The sequence below is a fragment of the Burkholderia sp. HI2714 genome (genome assembly GCF_002223085.1).
Lineage (GTDB): Bacteria > Pseudomonadota > Gammaproteobacteria > Burkholderiales > Burkholderiaceae > Burkholderia > Burkholderia lata_D.
Genome location: NZ_NKFM01000058.1, coordinates 91,453 through 111,619 on the forward strand (window position 1 = coordinate 91,453; position 20,167 = coordinate 111,619).

At 67.3% G+C, this 20,167-nt stretch carries 21 protein-coding genes and 1 pseudogene; 12 read left to right on the forward strand and 10 right to left on the reverse strand.

The genetic code is table 11. From position 1 onward, the window contains the following. Nucleotides 1–75: 75 nt before the first annotated feature. Genes CFB82_RS32805 through CFB82_RS32825 form a run of 5 tightly spaced genes read right to left on the reverse strand, consistent with a single transcriptional unit; the run spans nt 76 to nt 4,668 of the window. Nucleotides 76–1,320, reverse strand: a complete 1,245-nt coding sequence (locus CFB82_RS32805) for an acyl-CoA dehydrogenase family protein (RefSeq protein ID WP_089446849.1) — start codon at nt 1,318–1,320, stop codon at nt 76–78. A 33-nt stretch (nt 1,321–1,353) separates the two neighbouring features. After that, on the reverse strand, nt 1,354–2,112 hold the full coding sequence (locus CFB82_RS32810) for an SDR family NAD(P)-dependent oxidoreductase (RefSeq protein ID WP_089486723.1): 759 nt from the start codon (nt 2,110–2,112) through the stop codon (nt 1,354–1,356). Between the two features lie 7 nt (nt 2,113–2,119). Further along, complete coding sequence (locus CFB82_RS32815; protein WP_089448361.1) at nt 2,120–2,884, reverse strand: SDR family oxidoreductase; 765 nt, start codon at nt 2,882–2,884, stop codon at nt 2,120–2,122. 58 nt (nt 2,885–2,942) lie between these two features. Then, nucleotides 2,943–3,974: a phosphotransferase gene (locus CFB82_RS32820; protein ID WP_089446847.1), complete on the reverse strand. Its 1,032-nt coding sequence runs from the start codon at nt 3,972–3,974 to the stop codon at nt 2,943–2,945. 19 nt (nt 3,975–3,993) lie between these two features. After that, nucleotides 3,994–4,668 (reverse strand): histidine phosphatase family protein, encoded by a 675-nt coding sequence (locus CFB82_RS32825; protein WP_089446846.1) that lies wholly within the window; start codon nt 4,666–4,668, stop codon nt 3,994–3,996. A gap of 208 nt (nt 4,669–4,876) precedes the next feature. Here CFB82_RS32825 and CFB82_RS32830 point away from each other — a divergent pair, with 208 nt between their 5' ends. Both CFB82_RS32830 and CFB82_RS32835 read left to right on the forward strand, forming a co-directional pair. After that, nucleotides 4,877–5,032, forward strand: coding sequence for a DUF3309 family protein (locus CFB82_RS32830; RefSeq protein ID WP_089446845.1), 156 nt, complete (start codon nt 4,877–4,879; stop codon nt 5,030–5,032). A gap of 172 nt (nt 5,033–5,204) precedes the next feature. Then, the gene (locus tag CFB82_RS32835; protein ID WP_089486724.1) at nt 5,205–5,543 is read left to right on the forward strand and encodes a hypothetical protein; all 339 of its coding nucleotides are present in this window, start codon (nt 5,205–5,207) and stop codon (nt 5,541–5,543) included. Nucleotides 5,544–5,588: 45 nt separating this feature from the next. On the opposite strand, the gene CFB82_RS32840 is transcribed toward CFB82_RS32835, so the two are convergent. Further along, a complete protein-coding gene (locus CFB82_RS32840) occupies nt 5,589–6,089 on the reverse strand; it encodes a GNAT family N-acetyltransferase (RefSeq protein ID WP_089446843.1) in 501 nt (166 codons plus the stop codon). 134 nt (nt 6,090–6,223) lie between these two features. Between CFB82_RS32840 and CFB82_RS32845 the strand changes: the two genes are divergently transcribed. From CFB82_RS32845 to CFB82_RS32855, 3 genes are all read left to right on the forward strand, one after another. Beyond that, nucleotides 6,224–6,670, forward strand: a complete 447-nt coding sequence (locus CFB82_RS32845) for a PaaI family thioesterase (protein WP_089446842.1) — start codon at nt 6,224–6,226, stop codon at nt 6,668–6,670. Between the two features lie 179 nt (nt 6,671–6,849). Then, nucleotides 6,850–7,587, forward strand: coding sequence for a response regulator (locus CFB82_RS32850; protein WP_089446841.1), 738 nt, complete (start codon nt 6,850–6,852; stop codon nt 7,585–7,587). 1 nt (nt 7,588) lies between these two features. Next, complete coding sequence (locus tag CFB82_RS32855) at nt 7,589–8,674, forward strand: ATP-binding protein (protein WP_089446840.1); 1,086 nt, start codon at nt 7,589–7,591, stop codon at nt 8,672–8,674. Nucleotides 8,675–8,713: 39 nt separating this feature from the next. On the opposite strand, the gene CFB82_RS32860 is transcribed toward CFB82_RS32855, so the two are convergent. Beyond that, nucleotides 8,714–9,400, reverse strand: a complete 687-nt coding sequence (locus CFB82_RS32860) for a hypothetical protein (protein WP_069250480.1) — start codon at nt 9,398–9,400, stop codon at nt 8,714–8,716. Between the two features lie 202 nt (nt 9,401–9,602). Between CFB82_RS32860 and CFB82_RS32865 the strand changes: the two genes are divergently transcribed. Then, nucleotides 9,603–10,880, forward strand: a complete 1,278-nt coding sequence (locus CFB82_RS32865) for an MFS transporter (RefSeq protein WP_089446839.1) — start codon at nt 9,603–9,605, stop codon at nt 10,878–10,880. A 354-nt stretch (nt 10,881–11,234) separates the two neighbouring features. Here CFB82_RS32865 and CFB82_RS32875 read toward each other — a convergent pair whose 3' ends face one another. Continuing rightward, nucleotides 11,235–12,182, reverse strand: coding sequence for a LysR family transcriptional regulator (locus CFB82_RS32875; protein WP_089446838.1), 948 nt, complete (start codon nt 12,180–12,182; stop codon nt 11,235–11,237). A gap of 115 nt (nt 12,183–12,297) precedes the next feature. Here CFB82_RS32875 and CFB82_RS32880 point away from each other — a divergent pair, with 115 nt between their 5' ends. From CFB82_RS32880 to CFB82_RS32905, 6 genes are all read left to right on the forward strand, one after another. Then, a complete protein-coding gene (locus CFB82_RS32880) occupies nt 12,298–13,353 on the forward strand; it encodes a 4-hydroxythreonine-4-phosphate dehydrogenase PdxA (protein WP_089446837.1) in 1,056 nt (351 codons plus the stop codon). Between the two features lie 67 nt (nt 13,354–13,420). After that, nucleotides 13,421–14,593, forward strand: coding sequence for an L-rhamnonate dehydratase (locus CFB82_RS32885; protein WP_089446836.1), 1,173 nt, complete (start codon nt 13,421–13,423; stop codon nt 14,591–14,593). Between the two features lie 8 nt (nt 14,594–14,601). Then, complete coding sequence (locus CFB82_RS32890) at nt 14,602–15,519, forward strand: dihydrodipicolinate synthase family protein (protein ID WP_089446835.1); 918 nt, start codon at nt 14,602–14,604, stop codon at nt 15,517–15,519. Nucleotides 15,520–15,641: 122 nt separating this feature from the next. Beyond that, the gene (locus tag CFB82_RS32895) at nt 15,642–16,934 is read left to right on the forward strand and encodes an MFS transporter (protein WP_089486725.1); all 1,293 of its coding nucleotides are present in this window, start codon (nt 15,642–15,644) and stop codon (nt 16,932–16,934) included. Nucleotides 16,935–16,986: 52 nt separating this feature from the next. Beyond that, on the forward strand, nt 16,987–17,934 hold the full coding sequence (locus tag CFB82_RS32900) for a YncE family protein (RefSeq protein ID WP_089446834.1): 948 nt from the start codon (nt 16,987–16,989) through the stop codon (nt 17,932–17,934). Between the two features lies 1 nt (nt 17,935). Next, complete coding sequence (locus CFB82_RS32905; protein WP_089486726.1) at nt 17,936–18,895, forward strand: amidohydrolase family protein; 960 nt, start codon at nt 17,936–17,938, stop codon at nt 18,893–18,895. A 129-nt stretch (nt 18,896–19,024) separates the two neighbouring features. On the opposite strand, the gene CFB82_RS32910 is transcribed toward CFB82_RS32905, so the two are convergent. Further along, a complete protein-coding gene (locus CFB82_RS32910; RefSeq protein WP_089446832.1) occupies nt 19,025–19,390 on the reverse strand; it encodes a DUF1493 family protein in 366 nt (121 codons plus the stop codon). A gap of 3 nt (nt 19,391–19,393) precedes the next feature. Next, a pseudogene (locus CFB82_RS32915) lies at nt 19,394–19,840 on the reverse strand (STM2901 family protein). Nucleotides 19,841–20,167 lie beyond the last annotated feature (327 nt).

Below are 20,167 nucleotides of genomic sequence, written 5' to 3' on the forward strand. Positions count from 1 at the left end.
GCCGGTTCTCCTTGCCGGCATCTTACGGCGTGCGCCTCCCGTTCGTCCACGGCCCTGCGCATCGTGGCGCGGCGCTCAGCCGCGCGGCGGCGGCGTCAGGTACGCGGCCGTCGAACCCGGCTCGCCGTCCTTGATTTCCATTCGCGCGATCGCCTGCAGATGCACCTCGTCCGGGCCGTCGGCGAAGCGCAGCGCGCGACCCCAGGTCCAGTGGTCGGCGAGCGGCGTATCGGGGCTCAACCCCGCCGCGCCGAACACCTGCATCGCACGGTCGCACACGTCCGTATAGACGGTCGGCACCAGCGCCTTGATCATCGAGATTTCCTTGCGGGCAGCCTTCGCGCCGACCTTGTCGATCATCCACGCGGCCTTCAGCACCAGCAAACGCGCCTGCTCGATCTCGATGCGCGAGCGTGCGATCCATTCGCCAACCGTGCCGTGCTTGTTCAGCGGCTTGCCGAACGCGACGCGCGACTGCGCGCGGTCGACCATCAGCTCCAGCGCAAGCTCGGCCGCGCCGATCGAGCGCATGCAGTGGTGGATGCGGCCCGGCCCGAGGCGGGCCTGCGCGAGCGCGAAGCCGCTGCCTTCCTCGCCGAGCAGGTTGCTCGCCGGCACGCGCACATTGTCGAACGTGATCTCGCAATGCCCTTCCGGCGCGTAGTGATTGACCACCGTGATGTTGCGCACGATCGTCACGCCCGGCGTGTCGCGCGGCACGAGGATCATGCTCTGCTGCTGGTGCGACGCGGCCTCGGGATCGGTCTTGCCCATCACGATGAGGATCCTGCAGTTCGGATGCGCGGCGTTCGTGATGAACCACTTGCGGCCGTTGATCACGTACTCGTTGCCCACGCGCTCGATGCGCGTCGTGATGTTCGTCGCATCCGACGATGCCACGTCGGGCTCCGTCATCGCGAATGCCGAGCGGATCTCGCCGCGCAACAGCGGCTTCAGCCACTGTTCGCGCTGCTCGGGCGTCGCGAACATGTGCAGCAGCTCCATGTTGCCGGTGTCCGGCGCGTTGCAGTTGAACACTTCCGACGCCCAGCCCACGCGCCCCATGATCTCGGCGAGCGGCGCGTATTCGAGGTTCGTCAGGCCCATGCCGGGCTCGTCGTCCTTCAGGTGCGGCAGGAACAGGTTCCACAACCCTTCCGCCTTCGCGCGTTCCTTCAGTTCCTCCATGAACGACACGGGATACTGGCCCGCGTGCACTTCCTCGTTCCACTGGCGAATGCGCGGCACGATGTGCGCGTCCATGAATGCGCGCACGCGGCTGCGCAGTTCTTCCACTTTCGGGGTGTAGCCAAAGTCCATGATCGACTCCTCGATTCCGTTCGTTCGGTTCGGTCAGAAGGCCGAGACACCGCCGTCGACGGCGACGGCCTGCCCGGTCAGATAAGTGTTTTCCTTCGCGCACAGCGTCAGCATCGTCGCGACGATTTCCTCGGGCCGGCCGAGCCGCTTCATCGGCGAGCCCTGCGCGAGAAAGTCCTGGCGGTCGCCGATGTCGCTGTCGGTGACCATCGGCGTCGTGCTGTAGAACGGGCACACCGCATTCACGCGAATGCCGTGGCGCGCGTATTCGATGGCCGCCGTCTTCGTGAGCCCGACCACCGCATGCTTGGACGCCGCGTAGGCCGCCAGCTTCGGCGCGCCGCCGAGCCCGGCCATCGACGCGACGTTCAGGATCACGCCTGCGCGCTGCGCGAGCATCTGGCGGATCTGGTGCTTCATCCCGAAGAACACGCCCTTCGCGTTCACCGCGAAACTCAGGTCGAGATCGGCTTCGTCCGTATCGATCAGCGCCTTCATCGGCGGTGCGATGCCCGCGTTGTTGATGCCGACGTCGAGCCGGCCGAAACGCTCGGCCGCCGCCTGCACCAGCGCGGCCACCTCCGCCTCGACGCGCACGTCGCAGCGCTGCGCGATCACGTCGGCGCCGGCCGCGCGCAGCGGCGCGGCCACGCGTTCGAGCGCTTCGCCGTTCAGGTCGCCGAGCGCGACGCGCGCGCCCATCGCGGCCAGCTCGCTCGCGAGCAACGCGCCGAAACCGCTCGCGGCGCCGGTGATCATCACGGCTTGCCCGGCATAGCTGTCGATCTTCATCGCGCGCTCAGATCGTCAGGCCGCCGTCGACGACGATGCATTCGCCGTTCGTGTAGCTCGCCGCGTCCGACACGAGATACAGCACCGTGCCGGCCATTTCGCGCGGCTCCGCATGGCGGCGCAGCGGGATCTTCCCCATCCAGGTCTCGTAGATGTCCTTGTCGGCGAACAGCGCACCCGCGAACTTCGTCTTCGTGAGACCCGGCAGCAACGCGTTCACGCGGATGCCGAGCGGCCCGCATTCCTTCGCGAACGCCTTCGTCATGTTGACGACCGCCGCCTTCGTGATCGAGTAGATGCCCTGCCGGTCGCCCGGCTGCAGCGCGTTCACCGACGCGGTGTTCACGATCGCGCCGCCGCCATGCGTCTTCATCAGCTTGCCGGCCTCGACCGACATGAAGAAGTAGCCGCGGATGTTCACGTCGACCGTCTTCTCGTACGCGGCGAGATCGGTATCGAGGATGTGCCCGAAATACGGGTTCGCGGCCGCGTTGTTCACGAGGATGTCGAGGCGGCCGTGCTTGCCGCGAATGTGCTCGAACGTCGCGGCGATATCTTCGAGCCGCCCGACGTGGCAGGCCAGCGCCTCGGCGCGGCCGCCTGCCGCGACGATCTCGTCGGCCACGGCCTGACAGTCGTCGCGCTTGCGGCTCGACACGATCACGTGCGCGCCCTGCTCCGCGAGCAGTTTCGCGATTTCCTCGCCGATGCCGCGGCTCGCGCCCGTCACCAGGGCGATCTTGCCCGTCAGGTCGAACAGATTCGTTGCCATGTTGCTGTGCTCCTCCATTGATGTGGTGTCCTGCCGCTGCCCGGTGAAACCGGCCGCTTCAGCGATGCGCGTCGATCACGCCGACGGCCAGCTCGGCGAGCCGCCCGGCCATCGCGCCGACGCGCAGCGCCTGCTCGCTCGACGCATTGCCCTGCAGCGCGCGCGCCTTCACGCCCTGCGCGATCGACGCGAGCCGGAAGAAACTGAACGCGAGGTAGAAGTGCCAGTCGCGGATCGGCTCGATGCCGCGCAGTTCGCAATAGCGCGCGACGATCGCCGCTTCGTCCGGCACGCCGAGTTCGGCGCGATCCTGGCCCGCGAGCCCGCGCACCTGCCCGCCGGACGGCAGCCGCAGGCACATGCAGAGATACGCGAGATCGGCGAGCGGATTGCCGAGCGTCGACAGCTCCCAGTCGAGCACGGCCTGCACGCGATAGCTGTCGCGCGCGAACATCAGGTTGTCGATCCGGAAATCGCCATGCACCAGCGTCGGCCGGCCCGTGTCGGCAGGGCACGCCTTCGGCAGCCAGTCGATCAGCGTTTCCATCGCGTCGAGGCGCTCGGTTTCCGCCGCGCGGTACTGCTTCGTCCACACGCCGATCTGGCGCTCGAAGTAATTGCCGGGGCGGCCGTAGTCGGCGAGGCCCACCGCATCGACATCGACGTCGTGCAACGCGGCCATCGTCTGCAGCAGTGCGTCGTAGCATGCCGCGCGATCGGCCTTCGGCAGTTCCGGCAGTGCGGGATCCCAGAAGATCCGGCCGTCCTCGTAGCTCATCACGTAGAACAGGCTGCCGATCACGTCGCGGTCTTCGCAGAGGTGATACGGACGCGCGACCGGCACCGCAGTGCCCGACAGCGCGCTCAGCACGCGGAATTCGCGGTCGACCGCATGGGCGGACTTCAGCAGTTCGCCCGGCGGCTGGCGGCGCAGCACGTAGCGGCCGCTCTTCGCGTGCAGCAGGAAAGTCGGATTCGACTGGCCGCCGGCAAACTTCTCCGTGTCGACCGGGCCTTCGAAGCCCGGCACGTGCGCTTCCAGATAGCGCGTGAGGCGGGCTACGTCGAGTTGCTGGGTAGGGTTCGTCATCGTCGCGATCGTTCGTGGGTCAGCCGTAGGTTCGCAGCGCGTGTCGTTCGGGATCCTCCAGATGCGGGATGCCGTTGAACGACGCGAGGTGGAACGCATCGGCATTGAAGAAAAACTGCGAAAGACTGCTGTTGCGGATCTGGAGGTTCAGCGCGATCGCGCTCGACGGCGGGGCGGCCAGCACCTGCTGCACGGTGACCGCGATCGGGCCGCCGGAGCTCACCGCCAGCACGCGCTGGCCGCCGCCGTGGCGGATCGCCGCGCGGGCCTCGGCCACGCGCTGCTGGAAGTGTGCCCAGGTCTCGGGGGCCGACTCGCCGAGCTTGTCTTCCGACCAGAGCTGCAGCACCTGCCGGAGCGCGCGGAAATGCTCCTTCATCGAGCCGGCCGCGAGGCGGGCGATGTCGGGGTAGTCGTGCGCGGCGGCCGCGAACAGACCGTGGAAGTCGTATTCGTTCAGGCCCGGGTGGCGGTCGACGGGCGCGCCTTCCCGGCCCATCCCGCGCAGGATCGCGTCGACCGTCTGCGCGTGGCGGTTCAGCGTGCCGCAGATCACGCGGTCGAATGTGAGCGCTTGCTGCGCGAAGTATTCGCCGAGCCAGACGCCCTGCCGCTCGCCCGCCGCGGACAACCGGTCGTAGTCGTCCGTGCCGAAGGACGCCTGCCCATGCCGTACCAGAAAAAGTTCAGCCATCGCATGCCCGCCAGATCAGAAGGATTCAGCATAGGGGGCAGGGACGCATTTTTAAACTTTATTTTCTGAATCCGGGGGTATTCATTTTGTGAATTCACTCCGCTCCGGACCTTGCCGCTGTTCGGCGCGCGCCGTCGCGGCACGCGCATTGCTCCCATCGCCCTCGGCGGGAGAACCGCAAAGTCAAATCCGTTCCAGGAGGGGTGCGATGCTCGGTACTATCCTAATCATCATTCTGATTCTCCTACTCATCGGTGCATTTCCTGCATGGCCCCACAGCCGAAGTTGGGGCTATTGGCCGTCGGGCACCGTCGGGCTGGTCGTCCTCATCGTCGTGATACTGGTGCTGCTCGGCCAGATCTGAGGCAACAGCGCGCCAGCCGGGCAGGCAGAGGCCCGCATGAAACAATGGCGACCGGCCCTGCCGGCCATACCCGAACGTGCCCATCCCGACACCGGGATGGCCGGCAGTCGATTCCCCGGCATGACGCGCACCGCGCTTCATCGATCATCATGATCCGCGAGACCCACACCCCATGACCTCCGACAGCGAAACGAAGCCGGACCAGGCGCCAGATGCGGACGGGTGGTGCAGGTTCGACGATCCGTCACGCGAGTGCGATACCCATCACGCCCGCATCCAGGCGGAACTCGAAATCGAAATCCACCCCGAGCATCCGTTCTACCGGCGCAATCTCAAAGTGATCGCTCACGCACTGGGTTGCGACGACGTGATCTGCACCCACGTCGACGAGCCCGGCCGCTATTCGGTGCTGCATCTCACCTGGGGCGGGCGCCCCGAGATCGGCACCTGCCCCACCATCGATTTCGACGGCGACAGGCACGGTGTCGCGCAGTATTTCGACTATTCATAGGTGAGTTGCGGCGGCTTCCGTTTCCAAGGGTCGAGAAGCGGTGTGCTACCGGATCGTGCGCTGCATGACGATCACGTCGCCGGAAAACCTCGGATTCACAGTGCGACGAATCTCGTCGAAACCTTCGCGCTGCCAGAAGGCCTGGGCGCGAGGATTGGTCGAAATGACGGCCAGTTGCGCGGTGCGGTAGCCCCATTTCCTCGCCATGTCGAGGAGCAACCCCAACGCGGCCTTGCCGTAACCGCGCTGCTGATGCGCTTCCGAGAGCAACAGCAGACCGATCCACAGGCAGTCGTCGTCCGGATAGGCCCGGATGACATCCGCGCAGCCGATCATGTGCTGGTCGACGCACAACCCGAACACCGATTTGTCGGCCGCCGCCTTGGCGGCAGGCTTGCCGTCGAAAAAATCGTCGACGTCTTCCTCGGTCGGCAAACGGCCTTCGACGCATTGCGTGTACGAAGGTGCTTCAGTGAAGACACGCCAGACGTCGGCACGGTCGCTGGCCGACTCGCCGGAAAGCGGGTGAAGGATGAGCATCAGCATCGGATGGCCGCTGGAGACAGGAGAGCCGATTTTAGGGCGAACGGCTTTCCTTATGCGTTACGCCTCCGGAACACACCGCCGCCCGCTTGCACCCAGCCTCCGCGCCCGCCGCTGCCCACCCCGCTCGACACACGATGACCGACGCCCTCAACCCGAACTATTTCGAATCCGTCGCCGCCAGTTTCGACAAGCAGCACGCGATGCGTCTGATCCAGGCCAGGATGCCGCTGATCGACGTCGGACGGACCGAGATCCACGTACCGCACTGGCAGGGCATCGAGCAGCAGCACGGCTTCGTCCACGGTGGCGTGGTCGGCATGATCGCCGATTCGGCCGCCGGCTACGCGTCGATGACAACGGTGGCCGCCGATGCGTCGGTGCTGACCGTCGAATACAAGATCAACCTCGTCGCGCCTGCCGCGGGCGACAAGCTGATCGCCCGTGGCGAGGTGATCCGGCCGGGGCGAACGCTGATCGTGACCAAGGCGGAAGTCTTCGCAGTGACCGGCGACAAGGAAACGCTGTGCGCGGTCATGCAGCAAACCATCATGGTGATGCACGGGAAGAGCGATCGCGTGTGACGCGCCGGCGACATGCGACCCCGTCGAATCGCGAGTTGACCGAAAGGTTTCGGCCAGGCCCCGCCTTCGAAGCAATCCGCCGGCACACGCCGGCGCGCACCGCCGCCCGACCTCCGCTCGACGGCGTTTCCCATGCGGTAGTATGGCGACTCGATGGAAACCCCGATGGACTCACACGAATGGCCCTGCCTGATCTCCCGCCCCCTTCCAGCGCCGGCCAGGACGCCCAGGCGCTCGTCCTCATCGCAGAAGACGAACCCGAGATCGCCGAGATCCTGACCGCCTATCTCGCGCGCGGCGGCCTGCGCACCGTGCACGCGGCCGACGGCCGCCGCGCACTGGAACTGCACCTGCAGCTCAAGCCCGACCTCGTGCTGCTCGACGTGCAGATGCCGCACGTCGACGGCTGGAAGGTGCTCGCCGAAATCCGTCATCGCGGCGACACGCCCGTGATCATGCTGACCGCGCTCGACCAGGACATCGACAAGCTCACCGGCCTGCGCATCGGCGCCGACGATTACGTGGTGAAGCCGTTCAATCCCGCCGAAGTCGTCGCGCGTGCGCAGGCGGTGCTGCGCCGTTCGATGGCCGGCTCCCGCCAGGAAGAACAGCGCGTGCTGCGGGTCGCGCCGTTCGAGATCGATCTCGAACGCCATGAAGCCACGCTCGAAGTGGGCAGCGAGCGGCACACGCTCGTGCTGACGCTCACCGAGTTCAAGCTGCTCGCGCAGCTCGCGCGCGCGCCGCGGCGCGTGTTCAGCCGCGCCGAGCTGATGGCCACCTGCCTGCCGGAAGGCGACGCGCTGGAGCGCACCGTGGACAGCCACGTCAGCAAGCTGCGCAAGAAGCTGGACGACCTCGGCGTGCAGGGCGTGCCCGTCAGCGTGCGCGGCGTCGGCTACAAGCTCTGGAGTTGACGTGAAGCTCGATGGCCTGAGCCGGCAGATCGCGCTGACGATGGCCGGGATGGTGTTCGGCGTGACGCTGCTGATGGTGCTCACCGCCATCCTCTTCTACTACGTCGCGTTCAACTACTGGCCCGCGCATTTCAACACGAAGGACTGGCTGCCGACCGCGCCGGAATGGCTGTGGCTGATCGCGACCACGTCGGTCGGCCTCGTGCTGTCGGTCGCGGTCGCCGTCAATCTCGCGCGCCGCATCCTCGTGCCGCTCAATTCGGTCACGGACAGCATCCGCCGCGTCGCGCGCGGCGATCTCGGCGCGCGTGCCGTGGCAGGCGACCGCTCGCTGCATGAAGCCGCGCTGCTCGCCGACCACTTCAACGCGCTCGCCGACGAGCTGCAGCGCGTGACCAACGAACAGGCGATCTGGAATGCCGCGATCGCGCACGAGCTGCGCACGCCCGTCACGGTGCTGCGCGGGCGCCTGCAGGGGCTCGCCGAAGGCGTGTTCAAGCCCGACGAAGCGCAGTTCCGCAGCCTGCTCACGCAGGTCGAAGGGCTGACGCGGCTGATCGAGGATCTGCGCGTGGTCAGCCTCGCGGATAGCGGCCATTTGAGCATCCAGATCCGCGACGCCGACCTTGCCGCCGACGTGCGCGCCGTGGTCGACGTGTTCACCCATACGCTGCAGGCCGCCGGCCAGCAGCCGGTGCTCGATCTCGACCCGCGGCCCATGCGCTGCGACCCGGTGCGCATCCGTCAGGCGCTGCTCGCGTTGCTGGAAAACGCACGCCGCCACGCGGTGCCCGGCACGATCCGCATCCAGACGCGGATCGAAGCAGGCATGTGCCGGCTGCGCGTCGAGGACGACGGCCCCGGCATCCCGGCCGATTTCGCGCCGCACGTGTTCAAGGCCTTCCGGCGCATCGACGAGTCGCAGCCCGGCGGCAGCGGCCTCGGGCTCGCCGTCGTCGCGGCGATCGCCCATGCGCATCAGGGCGAGGCCATCTGCGTGCCGACCGGCGCGGGCGGCACGCGGTTCGAAGTACAGTGGCCCGACAACCTCGTGCCGACGCCGGACCACGCGCGCTTTCCGGCTTGAGACGTCGGCTTCACGTCGCTTTTACGTCACCTTCAACCGTCACGCGCCCGGTTCGCGCCCGACCTGTTCGAGCGGCGGGTTGAACCCGAGCACCGTGTACTCCCGGACGGACACGGTTCCTTTCCCCGCCGCGCCCTGCACGACGACCGCGCGCACCGCGCCGGCCCGGTCGAATTTCAGGCGGGTGCCGAGGGTCGCGTTGCGCAGCGCCTCCACTTCCTCGATCCGCGCGATCGCCAGCTTGCGCACCGCGCCGGACACGTACACCGGCAGGAACACCAGCGCGATGAAGATCGACACCGCGTCCTTCGAGGCGGTATCCAGCACCGGCTGACCCGACATCACGAGCGACAGCGAGGTCGCCGCGACGAAGATCGCGAGCACGGTCGCGCCCACGCCGAGCGACGAGAACCGTTCGGCCGCCTTCTTCATGCGTGCCTTCACGAGCGCGCGCGTGGTCGCGGACGGCACCAGCCATTCGCGCTGCGCGCCGTGGTATCCGGCGAAGCCGAGGAACAGCGTCGCGACGGCGCTGACGCCGATGCTGGTGTACAACGCGTCGAACAGCATGCAGATGAATTCGAGCACGAACACGATCACCGGCGGCCACAGCAGCAGACGGAACGAATAGCCGTCGCGGCCATGCCCGCGGATCCACCATTTCACCGGCGGCAGATCCCAGAAGCGGCTCTCGCGATGGAGTGAAAGTTCTTCGTCGTCGGTCAATTCTTCACCTGTGGTGCTCGGTTGCGTCGTGTGCGGCTGATGCAGATGATGCGGCTGATGCCCCTGAAACGGGAATGAATACCTGGGGTTATCGATTGATCCCAAAGATTCATTAGACAGTGTCTCCGCCGCCGCGCGATGCTGGCCCGGCCAGTGAACGCGGCGTCATTGCCACGCCGCGCACGAGAATGGAGTGAGACACATGCCTAACGACCACCGTCAACGGCGCCACACGCTGTGGCTGCTGTGCGCGCTTTCGTTCATCCTCTACGTCGACCGCGTCAACCTCGCAACCGCGGCCGGCGCGATCAAGGCCGAGCTCGGCCTGTCGAACACCGAACTCGGCGTCGCATTCTCCGCGTTCGCGTATTCGTATGCAATCTGCCAGATCGGCGGCGGCTGGATCGCCGACCGGTTCGGCGCCCGCATCACGCTGATCGGCTGCGGGCTGATCTGGGTCGTGTCGACCTTCACCACCGGCTTCGTGCACAGCCTCGGGCTGCTGTTCGCCGCGCGCCTGCTGCTCGGCATCGGCGAAGGCGCGACGCTGCCCGCCCAGGCCCGCGCGATCACCCACTGGTTCCCGCGCGAGCGGCGCGGCGTCGTGCAGGGCTTCACGCATTCGTTCTCGCGGCTCGGCAACGCGGTCACGCCGCCGATCGTCGCCGCGCTGATGACCTGGCTGTCGTGGCGCGCCGCGTTCTTCGTGATCGGCGCGGTCACGCTGGTGTGGCTCGCGTGGTGGATCGTCGGCTTCCGCGAACATCCGCTCGGCGACGAAGCCGGCAACGATCGCCCGCGCGCTGCCCGTGCCGTGCCGCCTGCCGGCCCGACGCCGTGGGGGCCGCTGTTCCGCCGGATGGCGCCGACCATCTTCGTCTACTTCTGCTACGGCTGGACCGCGTGGCTGTTCTTCACGTGGCTGCCGACGTTCTTCCTGAACGGCCAGGGCCTGAACCTGAAATCGACCGCGCTGTTCGCATCCGGCGTGTTCTTCGCGGGCGTGGTGGGCGACACGCTCGGCGGCTGGCTGTGCGACCGGATCTACCGGAAGACCGGCAACCTCGCGCTGTCGCGCCAGAGCGCGATCGTCGCGAGCTTCGTCGGCGCGCTCGCGTGCCTGCTGCCGCTCGCGGTCGTGCATTCGACGGCCGGCGTCGCACTGTGCCTGTCGGGGTCGTTCCTGTGCCTCGAACTGACGATCGGGCCGATCTGGGCCGTGCCGAGCGACATCGCGCCAACCCACGCCGGCATCGCGAGCGGGATGATGAACGCGGGCTCCGCGATCTCGGGGATCCTGTCGCCGATCCTGTTCGGCTATCTCGTCGATCGCACGGGGAGCTGGACCGTGCCGTTCATCGGCTCGGTCGCGATGCTGCTGATCGGCATCGTCGCCGCGCTGCGGATTCGCCCGGACCGCTCGTTGGCGGAATCGATGTCGGCGCTCGCCGACGCGCCTGCGGCGCCGTCGGTGCGCTGAGGCGGTTCGCTTCGGGTTCGTCTGCCTTATCCGTCTCATAGGCGGCGCCATCGCGCTTCACTGCGTTCCGCGATGGTGGTGCATGACCGACTCGGCTTGCTCGGCTTGCTCGGCCGGCTCGGTTAGCTCGGTTAGCTCGGTTAGCTCGGTTAGCTCGGTTAGCTCGGTTAGCTCGGCTGATCCGGATGGCTCGGCTGGCTCGGCTGATTCGGCCGGCCCGGCTGGTTTGGCTTGCCCGGCTGATTCGGCTTGCCCGGCTGATTTGGCCTGATCGGCTGATTCGGCCACCGCGTCTGATTCGGCCAGCGCGGCCTGCGCGGCTGGCTCGGCCGCCTTGGCTGGCAAACCGCGCCGTTACTCGCCGCCGTCATCTCCGGCTCCTTCGCGATGAAACAGCGCAAGAAACTGCTGCGCGGGGATGCTCAGCGGCCGGTCGCGCCGCACGAGGCTGCCGTACGACGGCAGCTTCTGTTCGAGCGTGTAATCGACGATCGCGACGAGCCCGTGCTCCGCATTGCGCCGCGCCACCGTCAGCGGAATCACGCCGAGCATCGTCGAACGGTCGACGAGGTTCATCGTCGTCAGGATCGACCCCGTTTCGACCAGCCCGCGCGGCATCGGCTGGTGCCGCGCGCGGAACTCGCGTTCGACGACCTCGCGCGCCGGGCTGCCGGCCGGCTGCAGGATCCACGTGTAATCGAGCAGCGCGTCGAACTCCACCGGCCCCGCGCCCGCAAGCGGATGGTCGCGGCCCGCGATGATCGCGAGCGCCTCGTCGTCGACCACGCGGAAGTCGCAATCGGTCCCGACGTGGCGCCCGATCACCACTTCGAGCACGCCTTCGCGCAGCTGCGGCATCAGCCGGTCGCTCGTATCCACCGCGATGTCGATCGCCAGCAGCGGGTAACGCGCCTTCAACTGCACCAGCGCCTCGGTGAGCCGCCCCGGCGACGCCGCCATGATGCTGCCGATCGCGAGCCGCCCCGCGCTGCCGAGCTGCAGCTCGCCGAGCTCGCGATTCAGCGCCTCGACACTGCCGCGAATGCCGCGGAAATAGCCGAGCACGCGCTCGCCGGCCGGGTTCAGCACGAGCCCGCGCCCGACGCGATCGAACAGCCGCTGGCCGAGCGCGCTCTCCAGTTCGGCCAGCATCTTCGTCGCGGCCGGCTGCGTGAGGCCCATCTGGTCGGCCGCCGCGCGCAGCGTCGAGCATTCGTCCACGGCCAGCAGCAGCGCGATCTGCCGCATGCGCAGCCGGTTCAGCAGCTGCGGGGTCGAGTCTCGTCGGTCGATCGAGCCCATCTCTGATTACTCCAGGTTATCGATTCATCAAGAGTTTTCAATTTACCGACTCATTCCGTCTACCTAGCATCAACCCCATAGACAAACGGCCAAGCGCCGCCACCGGAGACACCGCATGAACACCCCCTCGCCCGCCGCCGCCCTGCCCGTCGTCGCGCTGACGCTCGGCGACCCCGCCGGCATCGGCGCCGAACTGATCGCGAAACTGCTCGCCCGCCCCGACGCCACCGCCCGCGCGAATCTCGTGCTGATCGGCGATCGCTGGCTGTGGGAAGCCGGCCAGCGCGTCGCCGGCATGACGGTCGACGTCGAACCCGTCGCATCGCTCGCCGCCGCGCGCGGCCGGCCGTCCACCGCGCGCCCCGCATTCGTCGCCCTCGACACGATCGATCCGGCCGACGTCACGGTCGGCCAGCCCGGCGCGGCCGGCGGCCGCTCGACGCTGACCGTCCTCGACCTGTGCCTCGACGCCGCGCTCGCCGGCGACATCGACGCGATCTGCTTCGCGCCGCTGAACAAGTACGCGATGAAACTCGGCGGGCTGAAGCACGAGGACGAGCTGCACCACTTCGCCGAGGCGCTCGGCGTGACCGGCTACTTCTGCGAATTCAACACGCTCGGCGAGCTGTGGACCGCGCGCATCTCGTCGCACATTCCGCTGAAGGATGCGCCGGGCTACCTGAGCATCGAGCGAATCGAACAGGCATCCGAACTGATCTACCGGTCGCTGCTCGCGAACGGTGTCGCGGCGCCGAAGGTAGCGATCGCCGCGTTCAACCCGCACGGCGGCGACGGCGGCAGCTGCGGCCGCGAGGAAATCGACATCATCGAGCCGGCCGTGCGCCGGCTGCAGTCGCGCGACTGGCCGACCGACGCGCCGTTCCACGGCCCGTTCCCCGCCGACACGATCTTCCTGAAGGCGCAGGCCGGCGACTACCAGGCGATCGTCACGATGTACCACGACCAGGGGCAGATCGCGATCAAGCTGCTCGGCTTCTCGCGCGGCGTGACGGTGCAGGGCGGGCTGCCCGTGCCGATCACGACGCCCGCGCACGGCACCGCCTACGACATCGCGGGCCGCGGCACGGCCGACGTCGGTGCGACCTGGCAGGCGCTGCAGATCGCGTGCCGGATGGGCGCCGCGCGCCGTACGCAGGCCGTTTCCGCCTGACCCGACGGCCACGCCGGCCGACCGCCTTTCAACACGAAAACATCACACCGAACTCCGGAGACACCCGATGAAGATCCGTTCCGTCCGCGCCCGCGTATTCCAGTGGAAAGGCAAGACCGTCCCGCCCCAGGGCAACTTCTGCTCGAACGCGATGGACCTGCTGTACGCGCCGCAGGAAACGATGAGCACGTTCCGCTTCCATTCGTGGACGGTCGTCGAAGTCGAGACCGACGACGGCATCGTCGGCCTCGGCAACGTCGCGCTCGCGCCGCATGTCGCGAAGGTGATCATCGACCAGTACCTCGCGCCGCTCGTGATCGGCCAGGACCCGTGGGACTACGAATACCTGAACCAGCGGATGTATCGCGCGACCCACGCATGGGGCCGCAAGGGCATCGGCATGGCGGCGATCTCGGCGGTCGACATCGCGATCTGGGACATCCTCGGCAAGAGCGTCGGCAAGCCCGTGTTCAAGCTGCTCGGCGGCCGCACCAAGGAAAGGATCCCCTGCTACTACTCGAAGCTCTACCGCACCGACCTGAAGGAGATGCAGGACGAGGCGCAGCGCTACCTGAAGGAAGGCTTCCGCGCGTTCAAGATGCGCTTCGGCTACGGGCCCGCGCACGGGCAGCAGGGCGTGACCGAGAACCTGAAGTCGGTCGCGGCGATCCGCGAGGTGATCGGCTACGACAACGACCTGATGCTCGAGTGCTACATGGGCTGGAACCTCGAATACGCGAAGCGCATCCTGCCGAAGCTCGAGAAATACCAGCCGCGCTGGCTGGAAGAACCGGTGATCGCCGACGACATCGACGGCTACGCGGAGCTGAACCAGCTCACGCGCATCCCGATCTCCGGCGGCGAACACGAGTTCTCGCTGTACGGCTTCAAGCAGCTGCTGGATCGCAAGGCCGTGTCGGTCGTCCAGTACGACACGAACCGCGTCGGCGGGATCACGATGGCGCACAAGATCAACGCGCTGTGCGAGGCGTACAGCGTGCCGGTGATTCCGCATGCGGGCCAGATGCACAACTATCACCTGACGATGAGCACGCTCGCGTCGCCGATGAGCGAGTACTTCCCGATGTTCGACGTCGAAGTCGGCAACGAGTTGTTCTATTACATCTTCGACGGCGAGCCGGTGGCCGAGAACGGCTTCGTGCAACTGCGCGACGACGTGCCGGGCCTCGGCCTCACGCTGAAGACCGAATTCCTCGACCAGTTCGACATCGTCGAGTGAGGGCCGCCATGAACGCACGCTATCAGGGCGTCTTTCCGGTTGTGCCGACGATCTTCGACGCAACCGGCGCGCTCGATCTCGACGGCCAGCGCCGCTGCCTCGAGTTCATGATCGACGCCGGCTCGCAGGGCCTCTGCATCCACGCGAACTACTCCGAGCAGTTCGCGCTCGGCGACGACGAACGCGACCTGATCACGCGCGCCACACTCGAGCACGTCGCGGGCCGCGTGCCGGTGATCGTCACGACGTCGCACTTCAGCGCGCGGATCTGCGCGGAACGTAACCGGCGCGCGCAGGCACTCGGCGCGGCGATGGTGATGGTGATGCCGCCGTATCACGGCGCGACGTTCCGCGTGCCGGAAGCGCAGGTGCGCGCGTTCTTCCGCGAAGCCGCCGACGGCCTCGACATTCCGCTGATGATCCAGGACGCGCCCGCGAGCGGCGTCGCGCTGTCCGCGCCGTTCCTTGCGTCGCTCGCCCGCGAGATCGACGCGGTGTCGTACTTCAAGATCGAGACGGCCGGCGCCGCGTCGAAGCTGCGCGAGCTGATCGCGCTCGGCGGCGACGCGATCGAGGGGCCATGGGACGGCGAGGAAGGCATCACGCTGCTCGCCGATCTCGATGCCGGCGCGACCGGCGCGATGACGGGCGGCGGCTATCCGGACGGGATTCGCCGGATCACCGACGCGTATTTCGCCGGCCGTCGCGACGAAGCCGTCGAGCAGTACGCGCGCTGGCTGCCGCTGATCAACTACGAGAACCGCCAGTCGGGCTTCCTGACCGCAAAGGCGCTGATGCGCGAAGGCGGCGTGATCGCGTGCGACGCACCGCGCGCACCGTGGCCCGAGCTACCTCCCCAGGTGCGCGCCGGATTGCTCGACGCGGCGCGGCGGCTCGATCCGCTCGTGCTGCGCTGGGGGCGCTAGGCGCGAGGCACCCGACATCGGTTCACACGTGCAACGCCGCAGGGCGTTGCGCATCGGCGCGTCACGGCGTGACAGCGGTCCACCAGAAGACCGCCGCCGCCATCACCAAGATTGGAGACACCATGACCCTGTTGAACCCGGCCACCCCGGCCTACGAAGCCGGCGAAGCCATTCCGCGCCGCCGCTGGCTGCGCGTGATCCCGCCGCTGCTGCTCGCCTGCATCATTTCGTACATGGACCGCGTGAACATCGCGTTCGCGATGCCCGGCGGGATGAACGCCGATCTCGGCATGGACGCGACGATGGCCGGCCTCGCCGGCGGCATCTTCTTCTTCGGCTACCTGTTCCTGCAGATTCCCGGCGGCCGGCGCGCGGCGCTCGGCAGCGGCAAGACCTTCATCGCATGGTCGCTCGTGAGCTGGGCCGTGCTGTCGGTGCTGACCGGGCTCGTCACGCATACCTGGCAACTGCTGACGCTGCGCTTCCTGCTCGGCGTGGCCGAAGGCGGGATGCTGCCCGTCGTGCTGACGATGGTCAGCCACTGGTTTCCCGACCGCGAACGCGGCCGCGCGAATGCGAGGGTCATCATGTTCGTCCCGCTCGCCGGCATGATCACCGCGCCGCTGTCCGGCTTCATCCTCGCCGCGTACGACTGGCATCACCTGTTCTTCAGTGCGGGCGCGCTGTCGCTGCTGTGCCTCGTCGTGTGGCTGATGTTCGCCGACGACGGCCCGGAGACCGCGCGCTGGGTGTCGCCGCGCGAGAAGGCCTACATCCTCGACGCGCTGCGCGAAGAGCAGGAACGCAAGCGCGCGGCCGGCACGCCGGCTGCCGCGTCGTTCGGCGAGCTGCTGCGCAACCCGACGATCTGGCTGCTGATCGCGATCAACTTCTGCTATCAGGTCGGCATCTACGGCTATACGATGTGGTTGCCCACCCTGCTGAAAAACCTCACGCACACCGGGATGGGCAAGATCGGCCTGCTCGCGATGCTCCCGTATGTCGCGATGGTGATCGGGATGTTCGTCACGTCGTATTTGTCTGACCGAACCGGCAAGCGCCGCCTGTTCGTGCTGCTGCCGCTCGTCGGCTTCGCCGCGTGCCTCGCGCTGTCGGTGCTCACGCATGCGTCTATGGCCGTGTCGTTCGCGTTCCTGATCGGCTGCGGCTTCTTCCTGCAGGCGGCGGCCGGCGTGTTCTGGGCGATTCCGCCGAAGCTCTGCAGCGTCGAGACGGCCGGCAGCGCGCGCGGCCTGATCAACGCGCTCGGCAATCTCGGCGGCTTCTGCGGCCCGTATGCGGTCGGCGTGCTGACCCAGCACGTAAGCGCGGCGGCCGGCGTGTACAGCCTCGCGATCACGCTCGCGGTGGCCGGCCTCCTCGCGCTGACGCTGCCGAAACGCTGCGAGGACTGAAAACGGATACACGAATACGCAGGCTTGCTGACGAATCGACGGAGACCCCACCATGAACGACATCCTGTTGCTGGTGCAGAAATGCGCCCACACCTTCAGCTTCTACGACCTCGACACGAAAACCGCGCTCAAGCACGTCGTACTGCCGAACTTCCCGCACGAGTTCACCGTCGACGTGAACGAGCGCTTTGCGTACGTCGGCATCTTCGGGATCGAGACCGCGTGGTCGCGCGGCCATGACGGCGATCACCGGATCGCGGAGATCGATCTCGTCGAACGCACGCACACGCGCATGCTCGACCTGTGGCCGTACTACCGGCCGCATGGGATGGCGAGCGACCGAGACGGCCGGCTGTATGCGATGAGCGAGGCGCACGACATGCTGCTCGTGTTCGACGAGCCGACCCGACAGCCCGTGCCGAACATGGCCGTGCCGTCCGGCGGCGTGAAGACGCACCTCGTCACGCTCACGCGCGATGCAAGCCGCGCGTACGGCGTGCACCTGCTGTCGAATACGGTCACGCAATTCCATCCGCGTGACGCGACGGTCGCGCCGCGCGCGGTGATGCCCGGCCCGCGCCCCGAAGGCAATGCGCTGTCGAGCGACGAACGCACGCTGTTCGTCGCGAATCGCGGCGACGATACGCTGGTCGAGATCGACACCGACACGATGACCTGCGGCCGCCGCGTGAAGACGCGTAGCGATCCGAACCGGATCTACCGCACGAGCGCGCCCGACGGCCGCGACCTGCTGCTGCTGACCAATTCGGGCGAGCGGTCGATCTCCGTGTTCGATGCGCGGCAGCTCGAGGAGATCGAACGCATCGCGCTGCCGGCGAACCCGACCGCGCTGTCGTTTCATCCGTCGCGGCGCGTCGCGTACGTGTCGTTCCAGGACGACTACGTGCGCAAGCTCGATCTCGATACGTGGCGTTTCGTCGGCGCATTGGCGACGCTGCGCGAGCCCGATGCGTCGTACGTGCTCGCCGGCGCGCGCTGACATGCACGACGCGTCGTCGCTCGACGGCATGCCGGATGCGCTCGTCGATGCGCATCACCACCTGTGGCGGCTCGATGCCGGTGCGCACTATCCGTGGCTGCAGGAGGACTACGATCCGGCGCGCTTCATGTTCGGCGACTATACGGCGCTGTGCAGCGACTTCGGGGTGGACGAGCTCCGGCACGCAGTGCAAGGTGCACCGATCGTCGCGAGCGTGCATGTCGAGGCCGAGCGGGCGCACGACGAGGCGCTGGCGGAAACGCGCTGGCTGCATGAAGTCGCGGAGTCGTACGGGTTGCCGTCGGCGGTCGTCGCGTGGGTCGACCTGCTCGCGGGTGACGCGGATGAGCGGCTTGCCGAGCAGACCGCGTGGCCGCGCGTGCGTGGCGTGCGCTTCAAGCCCCGTACGGCCGCCGCGCCGGATGCGTCCGTCGACGGGCCGGGCACGCTGCGCGATCCGCGCTGGCCGGCCGCGCTGGAACGCCTCGCCGCGCATGGGCTGTGCTGGGATCTGCGCGTGCCGTTCTGGCATCTCGAGGAGGCGGCTTCGATGCTCGCCGGTGCACCGGATGTCGACGTCGTGCTCGAACATGCGGGGCTGCCGTGGGATCGCTCGGATGCAGGGCTCGCGCACTGGCGGCGCGGCATGGAGGCGCTTGCCGCCCTGCCACGCGTCACCGTGAAGATCTCCGAACTCGGCTTGCGCGATGCAGAGTGGAACGACGCTGAGAACGCGCGGATCATCCGCGATACGATCGCGATCTTCGGCGCGCGGCGCTGCCTGTTCGCCAGCAACTTTCCGGTGGCCGGGCTGCGTGTGTCGTATCCGGCGCTGCTGCGCACGTTTGCTCGTGCGATGACACATCTCGACGACGCCGCGCGCCGCGCGATCTGGCATGACAACGCAGTGCGGGTGTACCGGATCGCGCTCGACACGCAGCAAAGGCCGGCACGCGGATGAAGCCGCGCGCGATACATGCACCGGCTCAAGCGCGATAAATCGGTAGGCAGCAAAATTTGGCGTGGCGTAATCGTATTTTCGCCAGTTAAAAGGGCCGGTCAGTGCATCGACCAGCCCGGCCATATACGATCACTGCCCCGCGGCAGCCTCGATCGCGTCCGTGTCCCACTTCCCACGTCGCGTTGCCTCGGCCAGCATCCCCAAGGTCAGAGGCCGCCGTTCCGGGTGCCGGAGGCGCTTGACGAACAGCCCGATAAGTGACGACAGCAGTTCCTGACCTTCGGGGCCAAAATAGCGCCGGTACGGGAATCCCTGGGCGTCGACGCCGAATGTCTCTGCCCACCTGTCGATGAATTCCACCCCATCGAGGCCCGTGACGCCGAGATCCTGCTCAAGCCGGGATTCCGGCTGCAAGTTCAGCTTGCCGCCGAGCAGCGGCCGACCGAGTTCTTCGCGTGTGAAGGCTTCCAGGCGTTCCCAGGTATCGTCTTTCATGGTTCAGAGCACCCGGTCCTCGGGCTTTACGATTCGGTTGTAGGTCGACACGGTGTTGCGCATGATCAGGTAGGCGTCGCGAGCCAGAAACACCTCACCCAGAAACACCTCACCCACGACGGGGACCGCCCGACCGACCCACGCGCCGAGGCGGCGAGTGAAGGCGATCCGAATACCGGACAACCCGACACCCGTGATCATCGGCAGGCGAAACGGCAACGTTTGAGGAAACAACTTCCGAGCGGCAACGGAGGCGACGGACGTGCCCGGCGTAGCGCCTGCGAACTTGCCCGGGACTGGGACGTCAGCCTGACCGAGAAGCATCGCTGACGCAGCGGCCAGATCGTCCAGGCCGAGCTGCTTGCGTGTCTCGTCGAACGCGACCAAGGCAAAGATGTCGACGGGCCGTAAATCCTGTCAGGTGCCGTAGTTGTACCTGTTTTCACTCATTCATTTTTCTCCTGATCCGGCAAGGACGCTGCTCTCTCAGCGGGTGCCCCCTGCGAAGGCGACACTTTACCGCATCGCCTGGAACAGCCCGGCCGGCGCAGGTGCGCATGGCAGCCGCCATCTGCTCGTACTCGCCGAACGGGAAAGCGACGCCGTAGCCCGCGGCCTGCCAGTAACCCGGATCGCGGCAGAAAAGCGCGTGCGGCCGGTCGTAGCGGCTGATGCAGTCACGCCACGACACGCGGATAGCTCGAGCCGTCCCGCCCCTCCCGCCGGCCGGATGCCCCACTCCACCACCACATTTTGTGCATCGCACGACCAACCCTG